At 66.4% G+C, this 19,831-nt stretch carries 10 protein-coding genes and 3 pseudogenes; 6 read left to right on the forward strand and 7 right to left on the reverse strand.

Annotated elements, in window-relative coordinates; translation table 11 throughout:
• Positions 1-7: 7 nt before the first annotated feature.
• Positions 8-925 (forward strand): lysylphosphatidylglycerol synthase domain-containing protein, encoded by a 918-nt coding sequence (locus BAY1663_RS03975; RefSeq protein WP_371257580.1) that lies wholly within the window; start codon positions 8-10, stop codon positions 923-925.
• A gap of 116 nt (positions 926-1,041) precedes the next feature.
• Here BAY1663_RS03975 and glgB read toward each other — a convergent pair whose 3' ends face one another.
• The 3 genes and pseudogenes from glgB to BAY1663_RS03990 form a co-directional block, all read right to left on the reverse strand.
• Positions 1,042-3,258: a 1,4-alpha-glucan branching protein GlgB gene (gene glgB / locus BAY1663_RS03980; protein WP_037038104.1), complete on the reverse strand. Its 2,217-nt coding sequence runs from the start codon at positions 3,256-3,258 to the stop codon at positions 1,042-1,044.
• Positions 3,251-6,574 (reverse strand): annotated as a pseudogene (treS, locus tag BAY1663_RS03985) (maltose alpha-D-glucosyltransferase). Before treS ends, glgB begins: the two are co-directional and overlap by 8 nt.
• Before the next feature lie 134 nt (positions 6,575-6,708).
• Complete coding sequence (locus tag BAY1663_RS03990; RefSeq protein ID WP_037038107.1) at positions 6,709-8,721, reverse strand: alpha-1,4-glucan--maltose-1-phosphate maltosyltransferase; 2,013 nt, start codon at positions 8,719-8,721, stop codon at positions 6,709-6,711.
• Positions 8,722-9,086: 365 nt separating this feature from the next.
• Between BAY1663_RS03990 and BAY1663_RS24395 the strand changes: the two genes are divergently transcribed.
• Positions 9,087-9,251 (forward strand): hypothetical protein, encoded by a 165-nt coding sequence (locus BAY1663_RS24395; protein WP_164838424.1) that lies wholly within the window; start codon positions 9,087-9,089, stop codon positions 9,249-9,251.
• An 18-nt stretch (positions 9,252-9,269) separates the two neighbouring features.
• On the opposite strand, the gene ligD is transcribed toward BAY1663_RS24395, so the two are convergent.
• The 4 genes and pseudogenes from ligD to BAY1663_RS04010 form a co-directional block, all read right to left on the reverse strand.
• Positions 9,270-10,190 carry a non-homologous end-joining DNA ligase gene (gene ligD, locus BAY1663_RS03995; RefSeq protein ID WP_051497065.1) on the reverse strand — a complete coding sequence of 307 codons (921 nt, stop codon included), beginning with the start codon at positions 10,188-10,190 and terminating at the stop codon, positions 9,270-9,272.
• 12 nt (positions 10,191-10,202) lie between these two features.
• Entirely contained in the window at positions 10,203-11,156 is a 954-nt protein-coding gene (locus BAY1663_RS04000; protein ID WP_037038109.1) for a Ku protein, read from the reverse strand.
• A gap of 32 nt (positions 11,157-11,188) precedes the next feature.
• Positions 11,189-12,044: pseudogene (locus BAY1663_RS04005) on the reverse strand (SDR family oxidoreductase).
• Positions 12,045-12,150: 106 nt separating this feature from the next.
• Positions 12,151-13,167: a zinc-dependent alcohol dehydrogenase family protein gene (locus tag BAY1663_RS04010; RefSeq protein WP_037038111.1), complete on the reverse strand. Its 1,017-nt coding sequence runs from the start codon at positions 13,165-13,167 to the stop codon at positions 12,151-12,153.
• A 263-nt stretch (positions 13,168-13,430) separates the two neighbouring features.
• On the opposite strand from BAY1663_RS04010, the gene BAY1663_RS04015 reads away from it, so the two are divergent.
• From BAY1663_RS04015 to BAY1663_RS04030, 4 genes and pseudogenes are all read left to right on the forward strand, one after another.
• On the forward strand, positions 13,431-14,348 hold the full coding sequence (locus BAY1663_RS04015) for a LysR substrate-binding domain-containing protein (protein ID WP_037038113.1): 918 nt from the start codon (positions 13,431-13,433) through the stop codon (positions 14,346-14,348).
• A 295-nt stretch (positions 14,349-14,643) separates the two neighbouring features.
• Positions 14,644-15,873, forward strand: coding sequence for a multidrug efflux RND transporter periplasmic adaptor subunit MexE (gene mexE, locus BAY1663_RS04020; protein WP_037038114.1), 1,230 nt, complete (start codon positions 14,644-14,646; stop codon positions 15,871-15,873).
• 98 nt (positions 15,874-15,971) lie between these two features.
• A pseudogene (locus tag BAY1663_RS04025) lies at positions 15,972-19,141 on the forward strand (efflux RND transporter permease subunit).
• Positions 19,138-19,831, forward strand: a 694-nt coding sequence (locus BAY1663_RS04030; protein ID WP_037038115.1) for a TolC family protein, incomplete at its 3' end; no start/stop codon positions are given. The pseudogene BAY1663_RS04025 and the gene BAY1663_RS04030, both read left to right, overlap by 4 nt.

Genomic DNA, 19,831 nt, shown 5'->3' on the forward strand with positions numbered 1-19,831 from the left:
CACCTACGTGTTCTTCGCGTTGGTGGCCGGCCTGTTGATCGGCCTGGCACGCAACCTGGACTGGCAGGAGGTCTACGCCACGCTGCGCAACTACCGCGCCGAAACGCTGTGGATGGCCGGTGCGGCGGCATTCGGCAGCTACGCCGTGTACTGCTTCTTCGATGTCCTGGGCAAGGGCTACGCCCGCCATGACCTGCCGGTGCGGCAGATCCTGCCGGTGACCTTCGTCTGCTATGCCTTCAACCTGAACCTGAGCGCCTGGGTCGGCGGCATCGCGCTGCGCTTTCGCCTCTACTCCCGGTTGGGGCTGCGCCCGTCGCAGATCACCCGGGTATTCACCATGAGCCTGCTGACCAACTGGCTGGGCTACATGTGGCTGGCCGGGCTGATCTTCGCCATGGGCTGGATAAAGCCGCCGGCGAGCTGGGAGATCGGTTTCACCGCACTGCGCGTGCTGGGTGCTGGACTGCTGCTGGCATGCCTGGTGTATCTCGGCTTGTGCGGCTTCTCCAGGCGGCGCTACTGGACGGTGCGCAGGCACGAGATCCACCTGCCCTCGCTGCGGATGGCGCTGGTGCAGATGCTGCTGGGCGCGGCGAACTGGGCGCTGATGGCCCTGGTGGTCTATTTCATGCTCTCCCGGCAGGCCGCCTACCCCGAGGTGCTGGGCATCCTGATGATCAGCAGCATCGCCGGCGTGGTCACCCATATTCCCGCCGGGCTCGGCGTGATCGAGGCGGTATTCGTCGCCATGCTGGCCGACGAGATGAGCAAGGCCGCCATCGTCGGCGGCCTGATCGGTTACCGGGTGGTCTACTTTCTGATTCCTTTGCTGTTGGCCACGCTGCTGTACGTGGCACTGGAAGCGCGGGCCAAGAAGCTGCGCCACAACGGCAACCAGCCCCAGGCGCCGCGTGGGGCGTAGCCCTCGCGGAGCACCAAGCGGGAAGCCCCTGGGGCTCGTAGGAGCCCGCTTGCGGGCGATCCGCCGCAACGCCGATGATCGCCGGCAAGCCGGCTACAGCATGCTCAGCGCTGCTGCTACACCTGCGGCCGCAACACCAGCACGCCCAGCGGCGGCAGCGTCAGCAGGAGCGAGAACTTCTCGCCGTGGCTGACGATCGGCTCGGCGAGCATGCCGCCGCCGTTGCCGGTATTCGAGCCGCCGTAGCATTCGGCATCGCTGTTGAACACTTCCAGCCACCTGGCATCCACCGGCACGCCGATGCGGTAGCCCTCGCGCACCACCGGGGTGAAGTTGCCCACCACCAGCAACGGATGCCCGGTCGAGCTCTTGCGCAGCCAGGCGAACACGCTGTTGGCGCGGTCGTCGCCGATCAGCCACTGGAAACCCCGCGGGTCGCTGTCCAGTTCGTGCAACGCGGGCTCCTGGCCATACAGGCGGTTGAGATCGCGCACCAGATTCTGCACGCCGCGATGGTCCGGCTCGTCGAGCAGATACCAGTCCAGCTCGCGGTCGTGGCTCCATTCGCGCCACTGGCCGAACTCGCTGCCCATGAACAGCAGCTTCTTGCCCGGATGCGACCACATGAACGACAGGTAGGCGCGCAGGTTGGCGAATTTCTGCCAGCGGTCGCCGGGCATCTTGTCGATCAGCGAGCCCTTGCCGTGCACCACCTCGTCATGCGAGATCGGCAGCACGAAGTGCTCGGAGAAGGCATAGATCAGACCGAAGGTCATCTTGTCGTGGTGGTACTGGCGGTGGATCGGGTCCTCGTGGATGTACTTGAGCGTGTCGTGCATCCAGCCCATGTTCCACTTGTAGGAGAAGCCCAGCCCGCCATCGCGGGTCGGCTTGCTCACCCCCGGGAAGGCCGTGGATTCCTCGGCGATCACCAGCGCGCCGGGCGTCTCGGTAGCCACCACGTCGTTCAGGTGCTGGAGGAAATCGATCGCCTCGAGGTTCTCGCGCCCGCCGTGGCGGTTGGGAATCCACTCACCCTCGTTGCGCGAGTAGTCGCGGTAGAGCATCGAAGCCACCGCATCCACGCGCAGCGCGTCGACATGGAACTCGCGCAGCCAGTGCAGCGCCGAGGCCAGCATGAAGCCATGCACTTCGGTGCGACCGAGGTTGTAGATGTAGGTGTCCCAGTCCTGGTGGAAACCCTCGAACGGGTGCGCGTATTCGTACAGCGCCGTGCCGTCGAATTCGCCGAGACCGTGGGCATCGGTGGGAAAATGCGCCGGCACCCAGTCGAGGATCACGCCGATGCCGGCGTTGTGGCAGGCGTCGACGAACGCGGCGAAGTCGTGAGCGGTGCCGTAGCGGGCACTGGGGGCGAACTGCGAGAGCAACTGGTAGCCCCAGGAACCGCCGAACGGGTGCTCCATGATCGGCATCAGCTCGATATGGGTGAAACCCAGGTCGACGATGTAGGGGATCAACCGCTCGGCCAGCTCATGCCAGTCGTACAGGCGCCCGCCTTCCCCGCCCTCGCGCCGCCAGGAACCGGCGTGCAGCTCGTAGATGGTCATCGGCGCCTGGTACGACTGGCGCGCGGCGCGCTGCTGCAGCCAGGCCTGGTCCTTCCACTCGTATTCCAGCGGCCGCGCGACCACCGAAGCGGTGCCCGGCGGATGCTCGGTGGCCAGCGCGATCGGGTCGGCCTTGAGCGGCAGGATGCCGTGCGGGCCGAGAATCTCGTATTTATAGATGTCCCCCGGCTGCAACCGCGGGATGAACAGTTCCCATACGCCGGAGGGAAAGCGCAGGCGCATCGGGTGTCGGCGGCCATCCCAGCCGTTGAAGCTGCCGACCACCGAGACGCGCCGCGCGTTCGGTGCCCAGACGGCGAAGCGCACGCCCTGCACCCCATCGACCTCCATGACCTGCGAGCCGAACACCCGGCCGATCTCGCGGTGATTGCCTTCGGAGAACAGGTGCATGTCCAGCTCGCCCAGCTGGGGGCCGAAGCTGTAGGGATCTTCGGTGATCTGCTCGCCCCCGGCCCAGCGGATCTTCAGCAGATAGGGCTGCAGGTTGCTCAGGCGGGCGAAGAAGAAGCCCGGTACCTGGCCCTGCTCCATCGCCGCCAGTACCCGGCCGCTGCTGCGCTCCAGAACCTCGGCGCCGAGCGCGTTGGGCAGGTAGGCGCGCACCACCATGCCGTCACCGTCGGGGTGCGGGCCGAGAATGGAAAACGGGTCGCCATGCTCGGCTCGCACCAGCGCGTCGACCTCGGCATCGCTGGGCAGCAGGTTTTCCCCGGGCGTCGTCAGAACCGGGCGGTCAGTCATTGGAGCCTCCATCGAAAAGCTGTTGGGTCAGGCTCAGCAGCCCCTGCAGCGGGACAACCAGCCAGGCCGGGCGGTTCTCTGCCTCGTAGACGATTTCATACGCGCATTTCTCCAGGCTGAACAACAGCATTGCAGCATTCGCGCCATGCTCGTCGCGCCAGGCATGCGGCAACTCGGCGGTCGCCTCGCGATAGGCCTGGAGGAATACCCCATGCGCGCTCCGCTGGTAATTGGCGGCGATGTTCTGCCGTGCCTGGTCGGCCTCGGCGGAGCTGTCGCTGACCTGCGCACCGCGGATGGTCATGGCCGCGGCGTACTCGAAGGAGCGCAGCAGGCCGGAAACGTCCTTGAACGGGCTGTGCTTGGCACGCCGCTGGTCCAGCGGCCGCGAGGGCTCGCCCTCGAAGTCGATGAAATAGGCATCGCCCTGCACCACCAGTACCTGCCCCAGGTGCAGGTCGCCGTGCACGCGGGTACGTAGTCCACCCTGGGTTCTAGCAGCCAGACGTTTCACTTGTGCGAGCAGCTCGGTACGACGTTCGAGAAGCTGGCCGAGGGCCGCGGCATCCTTGCGCTCGAGGTCGCCGCGGTGCTCGGCGAGACGCTGGAGCGCCTGGTCCAGCTGTTCGGCGACGCTTGCGGCCCATTCCGTGGTCTGCTTCTTGTCCGTGCTCTCGCGACGGAAGGCCGGATCATCGGTATCGCTGGCCAGCAGCATGTGCATCTCGCCGAGGCGCTGGCCAAGCAGACGGTTGAAGGCCTCCAGCTCGTCGAGGGCGCTGAACTGGTTCTCGTGCAGCGACACGCCGCCGGCCAGTTCGTCACGCACCGCGCGGTCGAGGGTGTTGAGCGTCCACTCCCAGGCATCGCCCTGGCTGTCGAGGTAGTGCTGCACCACCATCAGGCCACCGGCTCGCCCTGCCTGTTGATCCGGCTGACTTGGCCGAGCATGCCGGAGATATGGCCGAAACCGCGTTCGGTGAGGAAGGTGCCCATTTCCAGTTCGGGGTGGATGCCCGTTGCCACGCGACGGAGCATCTTGATCATCACCGAGTTGTTGATGATCGCCGAGCTGTTGGATTGCTCCGCCGAGACATAGCGCACCTCGATCTCGGCCGGCAGTTGCAGCTCGGCGAGCTGCGGCATCGGCACGAAGCGGATCTCGCCGTCGTTGCACGGCAGCACCAGCTCGTCACGCAGGCCCTGGATGACCCCGGTGACGAACTGCTCGAGGGCGAAGGCGTCGGTCATCAGGCCGACCCGCGGGCCGCGCCGCACCCGCGCCAGGGCCAGTTGCTGCGGCAGCGCGGTGCCGAAGTCGGCCTCGTCGAGGAAGCCCAGCGGCAGCTGGTAGAGGTCGCTGCGCCCGGCCGATTCGACGCACAGCTCGCAGAGCAGCACCGGCCGCTGCGGGTCGCCGAAGGGCACGCTGTAGCAGATCCGGATCGAGTCGATGGGCACGTCCTTGGCCGCGAACCAGCGCCGCTTGGGTAGGTAGGCCGGCAGCGCATCGGTTTCCAGGATGCGCTTGCAGGCGGCGTTGAGCGTATCCAGGCGCTTGAGCACCAAAGTCTGGAAGTCCGGCATGGTTTCCACCGGCTCCTGGTGCCAACTGGGCATCTGGTTGGTCGGCGCCAGCTGGAACCAGTAGAAGCCGTACGGCGGCAAGGTCAGCAGGTACGGCAACTGGCCGATGGGTGGGAAGGCGCTGCCGCCGACCATCTCCACCGGTACCATGCCGGCATGGTGCGACAGCTCCAGCTCCGCCGCCTGGGCCGAGCGCGAGACGTTGGCCACGCAGAAGACGATCTCGGTCTCGCCGGTGGGCCCGGTGAATTCGCGCAGGTAGGCCAGGATCCGCCGGTTGCTCGGCGCCAGCATCTTCAACGTGCCGCGGCCGAAGGCCTTGAACTGCTTGCGGATGGCGAGCATGCGCCGGGTCCAGTTGAGCAGCGAATGCGGATCGCGCTGCTGGGCCTCGACGTTGATGGTGTAGTAGCCGTAGAGCGGGTCCATGATCGGCGGCAGCACCAGGCTCGGCGGGTCGGCGCGGGAAAACCGCCGTTGCGGTCCACCGACCATTGCATCGGCGTGCGCACGCCGTCGCGGTCGCCGAGGAAGATGTTGTCGCCCATGCCGATCTCGTCGCCGTAGTAGATCACCGGCGTACCCGGCATCGACAGCAGCAGGCTGTTGAGCAGTTCGATGCGCCGACGGTCGCGTTCCAGCAGTGGCGCCAGGCGGCGGCGGATGCCCAGGTTGATGCGCGCGCGGGTGTCCGAGGCGTAGTAGTTCCACAGGTAGTCGCGCTCGCGGTCGGTCACCATTTCCAGCGTCAGTTCGTCGTGGTTACGCAGGAAGATCGCCCACTGGCAGTTGTCCGGGATGTCCGGCGTCTGGCGCAGGATGTCGGTGATCGGGAAGCGGTCCTCCTGGGCGATGGCCATGTACATGCGCGGCATCAGCGGGAAGTGGAAGGCCATGTGGCACTCGTCGCCCGGCCCGCCGTCCTCGCCGCCGAAATACAGCTGGGTGTCCTCCGGCCACTGGTTGGCCTCGGCCAGCAGCATGCGGTCCGGGTAGTTGGCGTCGATCTCGGCGCGGATCGCCTTGAGTACCGCGTGGGTCTCGGGCAGGTTCTCGTTATTGGTGCCGTCGCGCTCCACCAGGTAGGGAATGGCGTCCAGGCGCAGGCCGTCGATGCCGAGGTCGAGCCAGTAGCGCATCACGCTGAGCACCGCCTTCATCACCTGCGGGTTGTCGAAGTTGAGGTCCGGCTGGTGCGAGTAGAAACGGTGCCAGAAATACTGCTGGGCCACCGGGTCCCAGGTCCAGTTGGACTTCTCGGTGTCGAGGAAGATGATCCGCGTGCCTGGTACTTGTCGTCGGTGTCGGACCAGACATAGAAGTTGCGCGCCGCCGAGCCCTTCTTCGCCTTGCGCGCGCGCTGGAACCAGGGATGCTGGTCGGAGGTGTGGTTGATGACCAGCTCGGTGATCACCCGCAGGCCGCGCTTGTGCGCCTCGGTGATGAAGCGCCGGGCATCGGCCATGGTGCCGTAGTCCGGGTGCACGGCGCGGTACTCGGCGATGTCGTAGCCGTCGTCACGCCGTGGCGAGGGGTAGAACGGCAGCAGCCAGATGGTGTTCACGCCGAGGTCGGCGATGTAGTCGAGCTTGGCGATCAGCCCGGGAAAATCGCCGACCCCATCGTTGTTGGAGTCGAAGAAGGACTTCAGGTGAACCTGGTAGACCACCGCATCCTTGTACCAGAGCGGGTCCTTGATGAAAGCGGCGGGTTTGCGCGGTTTTGCCATTTCTTCGTTCCTTTTGCGGCGCCGGGGCTCCGTCTGTTTTGCGGCTTCAGATCGCTTGCCTGCTATTCGAAAGCACTTTATTTATTTCTCTCAACTAACTGATATTTATCAAATAAATACCTATATTCTAGAAATCACTTCAGGTCTGGATCGACCTGCTGGGCCGTCAGCCGCCAGATCCCGAACGGCAGGTGCCAGGGCTCGATGCGCATCCACTGGGTCTTGCCGTACCAGGTCCAGCGATGGCCGTTCATCAGGTCCTCGCCCTGGGTATGGGCGTCATCCGGCAGCCCCAGTTCCCACAGCGGCAGTTCGAAATGCGCTTCCTGGGCGTTGTGCGGATCGAGGCTGATGGCGACCAGGATGAAGTTGCTCAGGTCCGCGGTGCGCTTGCCGAAGTAGAGGATGTTGTCGTTCCAGGCCAGATAGGGCTTGAAGCCCAGATGGGTCTGCAGCGCCGGGTTCTGCCGGCGGATGCGGTTGAGCTGGGCGATCTCGGCGACGATGTTGCCGGGGGCGTGGTAGTCGCGTGGACGCAGTTGGTATTTCTCCGAATCCAGGTATTCCTCCTTGCCGGGAATACCGGCCGCCTCGCACAGCTCGAAGCCCGAATACATGCCCCACAGCCCGGAGCCCATGGTGGCCAGCGCGGCGCGGATGAGAAAGCCGGCGCGGCCGGAGTCCTGCAGGAAGAACGGGTTGATGTCCGGCGTATTGACGAAGAAGTTCGGCCGATAGCAGTCGCATAGCGGCGGCTCGTTCAGTTCGACCAGGTATTCGCTGAGTTCGGCCTTGGTGTTGCGCCAGGTGAAGTAGGTGTAGCTCTGGTTGAAGCCGACCTTGCCCAGCCGGGCCATCATCGCCGGACGGGTGAAGGCCTCGGAGAGGAACATCACGTCGCGGTCGCGCTCGCGGATGTCGGCGATCAGCCATTCCCAGAACGGCAGCGGCTTGGTGTGCGGGTTGTCGACGCGGAAGATCTTCACGCCCTGCTCCACCCAGTGCCAGACCACGTCGCGCAATGCCAGCCAGAGGTCGGGCTTGGCGTCGTCGGCGTAGAAGTCGACGTTGACGATGTCCTGGTATTTCTTCGGTGGGTTCTCGGCGTATTTGATGGTGCCGTCCGGGCGCCAGGAGAACCAGCCGGGATGCTCGGCCAGCCAGGGATGGTCCTGCGAGCACTGGATGGCGAAATCCAGGGCGATTTCCAGGCCGTGCTCGGCGGCGGCGGCGACCAGCTCGCGGAAATCCTCCAGCGTGCCCAGTTGCGGGTGCACGGCATCGTGCCCGCCCTCCTCGCTGCCGATGGCGTAGGGGCTGCCGGGGTCGTTCGGCCCGGCCTGCAGGCTGTTGTTCGGGCCCTTGCGGTGTTTGCGGCCGATCGGGTGGATCGGCGGGAAGTAGAGGACATCGAAGCCCATGTCGCGAATCGCCGGCAGGCGCTTGTGCACGTCGCGGAAGGTGCCGTGGCGGTTCGGGTCGTCGGTCTCCGAGCGCGGGAACAGCTCGTACCAGCTGGCGAACTGTGCCAGTGGCCGCTCCACGTCCAGCGGGAACAGCGGGCTCTGGCTGCAATGCTCGCGGGGATCGGCGGCGGCCATCGCTGCCGCCGTCTCCTGCGCCAGCAGCAACGACACCCGCTCGTCATCCAGGTGCGCCGAGCCCAGGCGGTGCAGCAGGTCGTCGAGGATCGCCCGTATTTCGCCCTGGGCGCGGGCGACGGCCTTTTCCAGCAGCAGCCGGCCTTCCTGCAGTTCGAGCTGGACCGGCACGCCGGCGGCATGCTTCTTCGACAGCTCGTAGCGGTAGGTTTCGAACACGTCCCACCAGGCCTCGATCATGAACTCGTGGCTGGCGACCTGGGTCGGGGTGAACTGGCCTTGCCAGGCGTCGTTGCCAAGCAGCTTGAGCCGTGCCCGCCGCCAGCCGCTTTCGCCCTGCTCGCGCCAGCACACCGCGGCGGCGAGCTGATCGTGGCCGTCGGCGAAGATCTTGCTGCTGACCACCACCGGCTGGCCGATGATCGCCTTGGCCGCGAAACGGCCGGAATCCACCACCGGCTGGGTGGATTCGATGGCGATGCGGGGCATCTGCAGGGCTTCTTCGAGGCGAGGGTGAATCGTTGCAAGGGGCTGTGCATCGTTCATCGAACAGGCTCCTGAAGCGCAGGCATAAAAGGCTCGGTTTGCCCGGGCCGTTTTCGGAGGCGTCGAACATGCGGCTCAGGTGGTCGTCGGCCCCCTGGCGAGGCTTTGATCGGGCTCTTTCTTCCGAGCCAGCGGGCCGGGGAAAGTTCAGCCGCGGAGCGGCTCGTGCAGCTGGATACCCGAGTGGCTGCAGGCGCGGCGACATGTGGCTTTTCGTCGCTCGCGATGCCGCTGGACGGACGTATCCGGCTGTCGCCTACTCGATCGCAGGCGACGGCAGGCTGGAACTAAGCCTGCGTGTCCCCTCTCAATCCAGAACCTTAGCCGATACTCCGCAGGTTGCCCGGACAGGCAGGAGGATGACGATGCCCCATGCACGCCCCGATGTGCCCCAACCCGACCCGATCGTCCACGACAAACCCGGCGACGTGCCGCAGGTGCCCTGCGCCGAAGAACTCGACGAGTTCAAGCCCGGCGCGCCCTACGGCAACCAGACCGTGGCGGATACCGACGAGGAGCAGCAGAGCTGAGGGCGAACGACGATCCCGTCAGGCTTCGCGCAGGCGCCTGAGCAACGCCTGGCCGATGCCCTGCCGGGTCGCGCCGTAGCGCGCCCAGGGATCGCCCGGCAGTGTGGCCAGGCGTTCGTGCAGGTTGTGGATGTTCCATTGATCGGCGGCTTCGATCCGTTCCAGTTCGTCGTGGCCGATCGGCACCGAGACGGCCAGCCCCGGGCGGGCCCTGGCCGAGTAGGCCGCCACCGTGCTGGCACCCTTCTGGTTGCGCAGGTAGTCGACGAAGATCTTTCCGATACGATTCTGCGGCCCCATCTTGTCGACGATCAGCGCCGGCGTCTGCCGGGCCAGGCGCTCGGTGACGGCGCGGGCGAACTGGCGGACCTGTTCCCAGCCATGGCGCCGATCGATCGGCACCACCACGTGCATGCCGCGCCCGCCACTGGTCTTGAGGAAGGCCTGCAGGCCCAGCGCATCGAGCAGTTGCAGCGTCAACCCGGTGGCCTCGAGCATGCTCGACCAGGGCAACGCTGGATCGGGGTCGAGGTCGAAGATCACCCGGTCGGGCCGCTCGATCCGGTCGCTGCGGGCGTTCCAGGTGTGGAATTCCACGGTACCCATCTGCACCGCCTCGATCACCGCGGCGATGCCGTCGGCCTGGATCAGCCGCGCATGCTCCGGATCGAGGTCCTTCGGCAGCGCGCGCATGTGTGGCATCTTCAGCCGGCCGCAATGGCGCTGGAAGAAGCGCTCGCCAGCAACGCCCTCCGGCGCGCGGACAATGGACAGCGGCCGGCCGGCGAGCTGCGGCACCAGCCAGTCGGCCACCGACAGGTAGTATTCGGCGAGCGCCAGCTTGGTCGCACCGCTGGCCGCGTCGATCACCCGTTGCGGGTTGCTGATGCCGATACCGGCCACCAGCGGCCGGTTGCCGCTCTTGCGCTGTGCTGGCATAGGGACCCCCGATCAGCTGGCCTTCTTGCTCGATTTGCCGCCGCTCGCTGGCGCCTTGCGCGTTCGCGAAGCGGTGCTCTTGCCCGTCTTGGCCTTGCCGGCCGTCTTGCCCTTGGCGACGGGCTTTTCCGCCTCGTCGGCTTCGTCCTCCTCGCTCGCCGTGCGGGCCTTGCCCGGCTTGGCCGCGAGGCTGCGCTTGAGCAGCTCGGTGAGGTCGATGACGTCCGCCGAGCGGCGATCCAGCGCCTCCTCCGGCCCGCCAACCGCTTCGAGCTTGCCTTCGTGTGCCTTCTGCTCGACCAATGCCATGATCTGGTCTTGGAAGGTGTCCTTGTACTGCTCCGGCTTCCACTTCTCGCTCATGTCCTCGACTAGGCGCCGGGCCATGTCCAGCTCGCGCTCGGCCAGGTCGGGATCGAGCGCCTCGTCCTTCAGGCCGAGGTAATCGACCCCGCGCACCTCGTCGGCCCAGCGCAGGGTGTTCATCACCAGCGCCTTGCCCAGCGGCATCACCACTGCGAGGTGCTGCTTGTTGCGCAACACGACGTTGGCGATGCCGACCTTGCCGGTGCGCACCAGGGTTTCGCGCAACAGCGCATAGACCTTTTCGCCACGGCGGTCGGGCGTCAGGTAGTACGGCGTGTCGATGTAGAGAAAGGAAATGTCCCTGGCATCGACGAAGGCGACGATATCGACGGTCTGCGTCGCCTTGGGATGCGCGGCCTTGATCTCCTCGTCGCTGAGCACGATGTAGTGGCCCTTCTCGTACTCGACGCCCTTGACGATGTTCTCGCTGTCGATTTCCTTGCCGGTGGTCTTGTTGATGCGCTTGTAGCCGACCCGGTCCATGCTGCGCTTGTCCAGCCAGTCGAAGTCGATGCCCTGGCGGGTGGTGGCCGGCACCAGCGCCACCGGGATGTGTACCAGGCCGAAACTGACGGCACCTTTCCAGATCGTGCGGGGCATGGTCGTTCTCCAGCGTGGGTTGCGGTGGGCGCTCAGCCGTTGACCACCGTGCCGCCGTTGACGTGCAGCACCTGGCCGCTGACATAGGCCGCATCGCTGCTGGCCAGGTAGACGTAGGCCGGCGCCACCTCCTCGGGCTGGCCGGGGCGCTTCATCGGCACGTTGGCGCCGAATTCGGCCACCTTGTCGGCATCGAAGGTGGATGGGATCAACGGCGTCCAGATCGGCCCCGGCGCCACGCCGTTGACGCGGATGCCGCGCTCGGCCAGGTGCATCGCCAGCGCCCGGGTGAAGCCGACGATGGCGCCCTTGGTCGAGGAATAGTCGATCAGCATCGGGTTGCCCTTGTAGGCGGTCACCGAGGTGGTGTTGACGATGGCCGCGCCCTCCTGCAGGTGCGGCAGCGCCACCTGGGTCATCTGGAACATGCCGAAGATGTTGGTGCGGAAGGTCTTTTCCCATTGCTCCGGCGGAATGTCCTCGAAGCGCTCACGCGGATGCTGCTCGGCGGCGTTGTTGATCAGGATGTCGAGCTTGCCGAACTGCGCCAGCGTCTCGTCGACGACCTTGCGGCAGACATCGCGCTCGGCGACGTCGCCGGCGAAGGTCAGGCAGCGCCGGCCGTGCTGCTCCACTTCCTTGCGCGTCTGCTCGGCATCCTGGTGCTGGTCGAGATAGAGGATGGCCACGTCGGCACCCTCACGGGCGAACAGCACCGCCACGGAGCGACCGATACCGCTGTCGCCGCCGGTGATGATGGCGACCTTGCCTTCGAGCTTGCCGGCGGCCTTGTAGTCCTCGCCGCGATACGCCGGGCGCGGGTGCATCAGCTTCCTTGCCGGGTTCGGCCTGCTCCTGGGGCGGTAGGGTCTGGTTGTCGTCGGCCATGCAAGAATCCTCCGTCAAGGTAGATAACCTGTCTTCGGAGGACTTGGAGGGCGCGGGAAAAGTTTCTATGGCGCGATGAGAGGGGCTTGGCGAACGCCTCGGGGCATCACTCCAGGGTCAGCACGACCCGGCCGCGCGGGATGCCGCTTTCCACGTATTCGTGGGCTTCGACGACCTGCTCGAAGCGGAATTCGCGATCGACCTGCGGCTTGATCAGGCGGTCGGCCGTCAGTTGGTTGATATGCTGCAGCGCCCGCTCCACCGCTTCGCGATTCTGCTCGATGCCCAGCTCCGGCTGGCCGGTGAAGTCGCACAGGCAATGCAGGAAGAACTTGAAGTTCTTCTTGAACGCCGCACAGACCGGAAGAGCCGTCTCGTTGCCACCGTTCATGCCATACAGGATCAGCTTGCCCCGCGGCGCCATCACGTCGCCCAGCAGTTTCATCTGCGAACCGCCGCAGGCATCGAGCACCACCTCGACACCACGGCCCTCGGTGATCTTCTGCAGGCGGCCAACCAGATCCTCTTCCTCGCTGACGATCACCGTATCCGCGCCCAGTTCGCGCAGGTAGTCGCGATCGGCCGCGGTATCGCAGGTGGCGATGACCCGCCCACCCAGCGCCCGGGTCAGTTGTACCGCCGCCGGGCCGGTGCAGTGCGCCGCCTGGTTGATCAGCACGTACTGGCCGGGCTCCAGCTGCGCCAGTTCGACCAGCGCGAAATAACTCACCAGCATCGGCGTGTAGTGGATCGCCGCCTCGCTGGCGCTGAGCATGTCCGGGTAATGCACCAGTGCCTGCTGCGGCAGCAGCGCATGCTCGGCGTACAGCGGATACTGGTTCGGGTCGTGCGCCGGAAAGCCGGCCACTCGATCGCCGACGTCGAAACCCTGGACGCCCTCGCCCACTGCCAGCACTTCACCCGCCACCTCGCTGCCGAGCCCGGCCGGCAGGCGCGCATGCCGCGGCGCCAAGTCCTGCCGCCAGAGCACGTCGTTCCAGCTGACGCCGATGGCGTGCACGTCGATGAGCACCTCGCCGGGGCCGGGAACGGGTATCGTGCGTTCTTCATAACGCAGCACATCGGCCAGGCCGAAGTGGTGAAAACGGATGATGCGGGACATGGCGACTCCTCGCCTTACTACTGTGCAAACGGACTCTATCGTCAGTATCGTCACAACTCCAGCCAGCAGCATGGATTCCGGTCGATAGTTGCCATGCACGGGAATGATGGACAACCGTATGTATCCGCGCCGGCCCCATTGCAGGTTTGTGCAGTTTGAAAGCGGAATTGGGCATGCCGCCGTCAGGCGAAGCTGTCTAGAATGCAGATCACCTCCAGCGCCGGGCACCTTTCGTCCGGCCCCAGGCCCGAAGTGAACCAGGCATGAATCGCAACGACCTTCGCCGCGTCGACCTCAACCTGCTGATCGTCTTCGAAACGCTGATGCATGAACGCAGCGTCACCCGCGCCGCGGAAAAGCTGTTCCTCGGCCAGCCGGCGATCAGCGCCGCGCTGGCACGGCTGCGCACGCTGTTCGACGATCCGCTGTTCGTGCGCACCGGACGGAGCATGGAGCCCACCGCCCGCGCGCAGGAAATCGCGCAGTTGCTGTCGCCGGCGCTCGACTCGATTTCCACGGCGGTCAGTCGCGCCTCGACCTTCGACCCGGCGACCAGCACCCAGGTGTTTCGCATCGGCCTGACCGACGAGGTGGAATTCGCCCTGCTGCCGCCGCTGCTGCGCCGCCTGCGCGCCGAGGCGCCGGACGTGGTGCTGGTGGTGCGCCGCGCCAATTACCTGCTGATGCCCGGGCTGCTGGCCTCGGGCGAGATTTCCGTGGGCGTCTGCTACACCGAGGAGCTGCCAGCCAACGCCAAGCGCAAGGTGCTGCGCCGGCCCAAGCCGATGCTGCTGCGCGCCGACAGCATTCCCGGGCGCATCAGCATGGAGGACTACTGCGCCCGGCCGCACGCGATGGTGTCCTTCGCCGGCGACCTCAACGGCTACATCGACGAGGAGCTGGCGCTGCATGGCTGCAAGCGCAAGGTGGTGCTGGCGGTGCCGCAGTTCAACGGCCTGGCCAGCCTGCTCGCCGGCACCGACATCATCGCCACGGTTCCCGACTACGCAGCCGCCGCCCTGGCCGCCAACGGCGGCGTGCGGGCCGAACCGCTGCCCTTCGAGACCAGCCAGGACTTCGAACTCTCCATGGCCTGGCGCGGCGCCCAGGACAACGACCCCGCCGAGCGCTGGTTGCGCTCGCGCATCCAGATGTTCGTCGGCGATCCGGACAGCCCGTAGGGTGGAAAACGGCGCAGCCTTTTCCACGCGTATTCCCGCCCCAGCACGCCGTCACACCTTTCTCGACTTCACGGCCCAGTACCCTGACCGCCTGCTGACGCAGCCGCTCGACGCCGCGAATCGGTGGAAAAGACCTGGCGGTCGTTTTCTACCCTACCGTTATTGCCTGCTGCTGATGATCGATACGCAATCATCATCGCCAATGATATTCACCTTCGCCCCATTCGATTTCCGCCGGACGGGGCAGCCGCGCAGACTCCACAACCTCGATAAAACCCGACTTGCGGAGTCAAGCATGGAACGTTCCCTCAACGCCTTGCGTTTTCCCCTTATAGCCTTGGCGGTCGTCATCACGGCCGCCTGTGGCAAGGCGCCGGAGGCCACCCAGTCAGGGATGCCGCCGCCGGCCGTCAGTGTCGCCGAAGTGATCGAGCAGCGAGTGACCGAGTGGGACGAGCTCACCGGCCGCCTGGAAGCGCCGGAATCGGTTGAAATCCGCCCGCGCGTCTCCGGTTTCATCGACCAGGTGGCCTTCGAGGAAGGCGCCCTGGTGAACAAAGGCGACCTCTTGTTCCAGATCGACCCGCGCCCGTTCCAGGCCGAAGTCAAGCGCCTTCAGGCACAGCTGCAACAGGCGCGCGCCACCCAGCAGCGCACCGTCGCCGAGGCCGAGCGCGGCGAGCGTCTGCGGCAGAAAAACGCCATTTCCGCCGAACTGGCCGATGCCCGCATCAGCGCCGCCAGCGAAGCGAAGTCGGCGGTCGCGGCGATCCAGGCGCAGCTCGACAAGGCGCAGCTGGACCTATCCTTCACCCGCGTCACTGCGCCGATCGACGGTCGCGCCGGCCGTGCGCTGATCACCGCCGGCAACCTGGTCAATGCTGGCGAGGCGCTGCTGACCACGCTGGTCTCCACCGACAAGGTCTACGCCTACTTCGAGGCCGACGAGCGCACCTACCTGAAGTACCGCGAGCTGGCCCGCGAGGGCGCGCGTGGCGAGGCGACGCCGGTGTACCTCGGGCTGTCCAGCGAGGACGGTCATCCGCACCTGGGCCGCATGGACTTCGTCGACAACCAGGTCGATCCGCGCACCGGCACCATCCGCGGCCGGGCGGTGTTCGACAACCGCGACGGCAGCTTCACCCCAGGGCTCTATGCGCGGCTCAAGCTGGTCGGCAGCGCCACCTACGACGCGGTGCTGATCAAGGACGTGGCGGTCGGCACCGACCTGGGTAAGAAGTTCGTTCTGGTCCTGGCCGAGGACGGCACCGTGGCCTACCGGCCGGTGGAGCTCGGGCCCAAGCTCGAGGGCCTGCGCATCGTGCGCAACGGCCTGGCCAAGGGCGAGCGCATCGTGGTCAACGGCTTGCAGCGCGTGCGCCCGGGCAGCCCAGTGCAGCCGGAATCGGTGCCCATGGCCGACGCCGAGACGCTGGCCACGCTGAAGCAGCAGAACCGCGCGATCAGCGAGGCGATGAAACCGCAGGTGGACGAGCGCACGCTGGCCCAGCGCCCGAGCAGCTGACCATCACTCGACAGCAGCCCTGAACCCCGGCGCGCCAGGCGCGCCCATCCGATCGATCCGCCAGGGCGCGCCCGCCGCGCCCTCCCCCGGAGTGCGCCATGAATTTCTCGCAATTCTTCATCAAGCGGCCGATTTTCGCCGCCGTGCTGTCGCTGGTGATCCTCATCGGCGGCGCCATCTCGCTGTTCCAGCTGCCGATCAGCGAATACCCCGAAGTGGTGCCGCCCACCGTGGTGGTGCGCGCCAACTTCCCCGGCGCCAACCCCAAGGTGATCGGCGAAACCGTCGCCTCGCCGCTGGAACAGGCCATCACCGGCGTCGAGGGCATGCTCTACATGTCGTCCCAGGCGACCGCCGACGGCAAGCTGACGCTGACCATCACCTTCGCCCTCGGCACCGACCTGGACAACGCCCAGGTGCAGGTGCAGAACCGCGTGACGCGCACCATGCCGACGCTGCCCACCGAGGTGCAGCGCCTCGGTGTGACCGTGGACAAGGCCTCCCCCGACCTGACCATGGTGGTGCACCTGACCTCGCCGGATAACCGCTACGACATGCTCTACCTGTCCAACTACGCCGCGCTCAACGTCAAGGACGAGCTGGCGCGGCTGGACGGCGTGGGCGACGTGCAGCTGTTCGGCATGGGCGATTATTCGCTGCGCGTCTGGCTCGACCCGAACAAGGTCGCCCAGCGCAACCTCACCGCCAGCGACGTGGTCGCCGCCATCCGCGAACAGAACCGCCAGGTCGCCGCCGGTGCCCTGGGCGCGCCGCCGGCGCCGGGCGCCACCGACTTCCAGCTGTCGATCAACACCCAGGGCCGCCTGGTCGACGAGGAGGAGTTCGAGAACATCGTGGTGCGCGCCGCCGAGGACGGCGAGATCACCCGCCTGAAGGACATTGCCCGCATCGAGCTGGGCTCCAGCCAGTACGCCCTGCGTTCGCTGCTCAACAACCAGCCGGCGGTGGCCATCCCGATCTTCCAGCGTCCGGGCTCGAACGCCATCGCCATCTCCGACCTGGTGCGCGAGCGCATGGCCCAGCTGAAGCAGGACTTCCCCCAGGGCGTGGACTACGAGATCGTCTACGACCCGACCATCTTCGTCCGCGGCTCCATCGAGGCGGTGGTGCACACCCTGCTCGAGGCCATCGTGCTGGTGGTGCTGGTGGTGATCCTGTTCCTGCAGACCTGGCGCGCCTCGATCATTCCGCTGGCCGCCGTGCCGGTGTCGCTGATCGGCACCTTCGCGGTGATGCACCTGCTCGGCTTTTCGCTCAACGCGCTGTCGCTGTTCGGCCTGGTGCTGGCCATCGGCATCGTGGTGGACGACGCCATCGTCGTGGTGGAAAACGTCGAGCGCAACATCGGCCTCGGCAAGTCGCCGGTGGACGCCACCCGCCAGGCCATGAAGGAAGTCACCGGGCCGATCATCGCCACCGCCCTGGTACTCTGCGCGGTGTTCATCCGACCGCCTTCATCTCCGGCCTGACCGGGCAGTTCTACCAGCAGTTCGCGTTGACCATCGCCATCTCGACGGTGATCTCGGCGTTCAACTCGCTGACCCTGTCGCCGGCCCTGGCGGCCACCCTGCTCAAGGCGCATGACGCACCGAAGGACGGCTTCTCGCGGCTGCTCGACCGGTTGCTCGGTGGCTGGCTGTTCCATCCGTTCAACCGCGTATTCGACCGTGCCAGCCACGGCTACGTCGGCGTGGTGCGGCGCATCCTGCGCGGCAGTGCCGTGGCGCTGGTGGTCTATGTCGGCCTGGTGGGCCTGGGTTACCTGGGCTTCGCCAGCACCCCGACCGGCTTCGTCCCGCAGCAGGACAAGCAGTACCTGGTCGCCTTCGCCCAACTGCCGGACGCCGCCACCCTGGATCGCACCGAGGACGTGATCAAGCGCATGTCGGAAATCGCCGGCAAGCACCCGGGCGTGGAGAACACCGTGGCCTTCCCGGGGCTGTCGATCAACGGCTTCACCAACAGCCCGAACAGCGGCATCGTCTTCACCCCGCTCAAGCCCTTCGATGAGCGCAAGGACCCGGCGCTGTCGGCCAACGCCATCGCAGCGGACCTGAACGGCCAGTTCGCGCAGATCCAGGATGCCTTCATCGCCATCTTCCCGCCGCCGCCCGTACAGGGCCTGGGCACCATCGGCGGCTTCCGCGTGCAGGTGCAGGACCGCGGCAACCTCGGCTACGAGGAGCTGTACAAGCAGGTGCAGAACGTCATCGCCAAGAGTGCCGACTATCCGGAGCTGGCCGGCCTGTTCACCAGCTATCAGGTCAACGTGCCGCAGGTGGATGCCGATATCGACCGCGAGAAGGCCAAGACCCACGGCGTGGCCATCGACGACATCTTCGACACCATGCAGGTCTACCTGGGCTCGCTGTACGCCAACGACTTCAACCGCTTCGGCCGTACCTATCAGGTCAACGTCCAGGCCGACCAGAAGTTCCGCCTGGCACCCGAGCAGATTGGCCAGTTGAAGGTACGCAACAACCGCGGCGAGATGGTGCCGTTGTCGACCTTCGTCAAGGTCAGCGACAGTGCCGGCCCCGACCGGGTGATGCACTACAACGGCTTCCTCACCGCCGAGATCAACGGCGCCGCCGCACCGGGCTACAGCTCCGGCCAGGCCGAGGCCGCCATGGAACGCCTGCTGCGCGCCGAACTGCCCAACGGCATGAGCTTCGAGTGGACCGAGCTGACCTACCAGCAGATCCTCGCCGGCAATACCGCGGTGTTCGTCTTCCCGCTCTGCGTGCTGCTGGCGTTCCTGGTGCTGGCTGCGCAATACGAGAGCTGGAGCCTGCCGCTGGCGGTGATCCTGATCGTGCCGATGACGCTGCTCTCGGCCATCGCCGGGGTGATCCTGGCCGGCAGCGACAACAACGTGTTCACCCAGATCGGCCTGATCGTGCTGGTGGGCCTGGCCTGCAAGAACGCCATCCTGCTGGTGGAATTCGCCAAGGACAAACAGGAAGAAGGCATGGACCGCCTCGCCGCGGTGCTGGAAGCCTGCCGCCTGCGCCTGCGGCCGATCCTGATGACCAGCTTCGCCTTCATCATGGGCGTGGTGCCGCTGGTGCTGTCCAGCGGCGCCGGCGCCGAGATGCGTCATGCCATGGGCGTCGCGGTGTTTTCCGGGATGCTCGGGGTGACCTTCTTCGGGCTGCTGCTGACCCCGGTGTTCTATCTGGTGATTCGCGCCTTCGTCGAGAAGCGCGAAGCGCGCAAGGCGGTATTCAAGGAGGCCCGCGCATGAAGTTCTTTGCCCTATCCCTGCTCGCCCTGGCCGTGACCGGCTGCGCCGTCGGCCCGGACTACCGCGCACCGCAGCCCGAACCGGCGCGCATCGCCCTTGCCGAAGGCAGCGACTACGACCGTTCGCGCTTCGAAGCGGCCTGGTGGCACCAGTTCGAGGACCCGACGCTGGATGTACTGGTCAGTCGGGCACTGGCGGAAAACCGCGAGCTGCGCATCGCCTTCGCCAGGTTGCGCGCGGCCCGCTCGATTCGCGACGACGATGCCAATGATCGCTTCCCCACGGTCACCGCTGGCGCCAGCGCCGACATCGGCAAGGCACAGCAGCCCGGCGTCACCGAGCGGCGCATCAACGCCGAGCGCTACGACCTGGGCCTGGACATGGCCTGGGAGCTGGACCTGTTCGGCCGCATCCAGCGCCGCCTGGAAGCCAGCGAAGCCCAGGCCGAGGCCGCCGAGGCCGAGCTCTACCAGCTGCAGGTCAGCCTGATCGCCGAGCTGGTCGACGCCTATGGCCAGTTGCGCGGCGCCCAGCTGCGCGAACGCATCGCCCGCGACAACCTGGCGAACCAACGCGATTCCCACGAACTGACCGAGCAGTTGCGCGACGCCGGCCTGGGCAGCGAGCTGGACGTGCTGCGTGCCGACGCGCGGCTGGCCGCCACCGAGGCCAGCCTGCCGCAACTGCAGG

The sequence above is a fragment of the Pseudomonas sp. BAY1663 genome, from assembly GCF_000582595.1.
Taxonomy (GTDB): Bacteria; Pseudomonadota; Gammaproteobacteria; order Pseudomonadales; family Pseudomonadaceae; genus Stutzerimonas; species Stutzerimonas stutzeri_AF.

Coding starts and splice junctions, on each gene's coding strand:
- BAY1663_RS04000 (WP_037038109.1), bottom strand. CDS start 11,156: ATGCCCCGCACGATCTGGAAAGGTGCCGTCAGTTTCGGCCTGGTACAC.
- BAY1663_RS24395 (WP_164838424.1), top strand. CDS start 9,087: ATGCCCCATGCACGCCCCGATGTGCCCCAACCCGACCCGATCGTCCAC.
- glgB (WP_037038104.1), bottom strand. CDS start 3,258: ATGACTGACCGCCCGGTTCTGACGACGCCCGGGGAAAACCTGCTGCCC.
- BAY1663_RS03990 (WP_037038107.1), bottom strand. CDS start 8,721: ATGAACGATGCACAGCCCCTTGCAACGATTCACCCTCGCCTCGAAGAA.
- ligD (WP_051497065.1), bottom strand. CDS start 10,190: ATGCCAGCACAGCGCAAGAGCGGCAACCGGCCGCTGGTGGCCGGTATC.
- BAY1663_RS04010 (WP_037038111.1), bottom strand. CDS start 13,167: ATGTCCCGCATCATCCGTTTTCACCACTTCGGCCTGGCCGATGTGCTG.
- mexE (WP_037038114.1), top strand. CDS start 14,644: ATGGAACGTTCCCTCAACGCCTTGCGTTTTCCCCTTATAGCCTTGGCG.
- BAY1663_RS04015 (WP_037038113.1), top strand. CDS start 13,431: ATGAATCGCAACGACCTTCGCCGCGTCGACCTCAACCTGCTGATCGTC.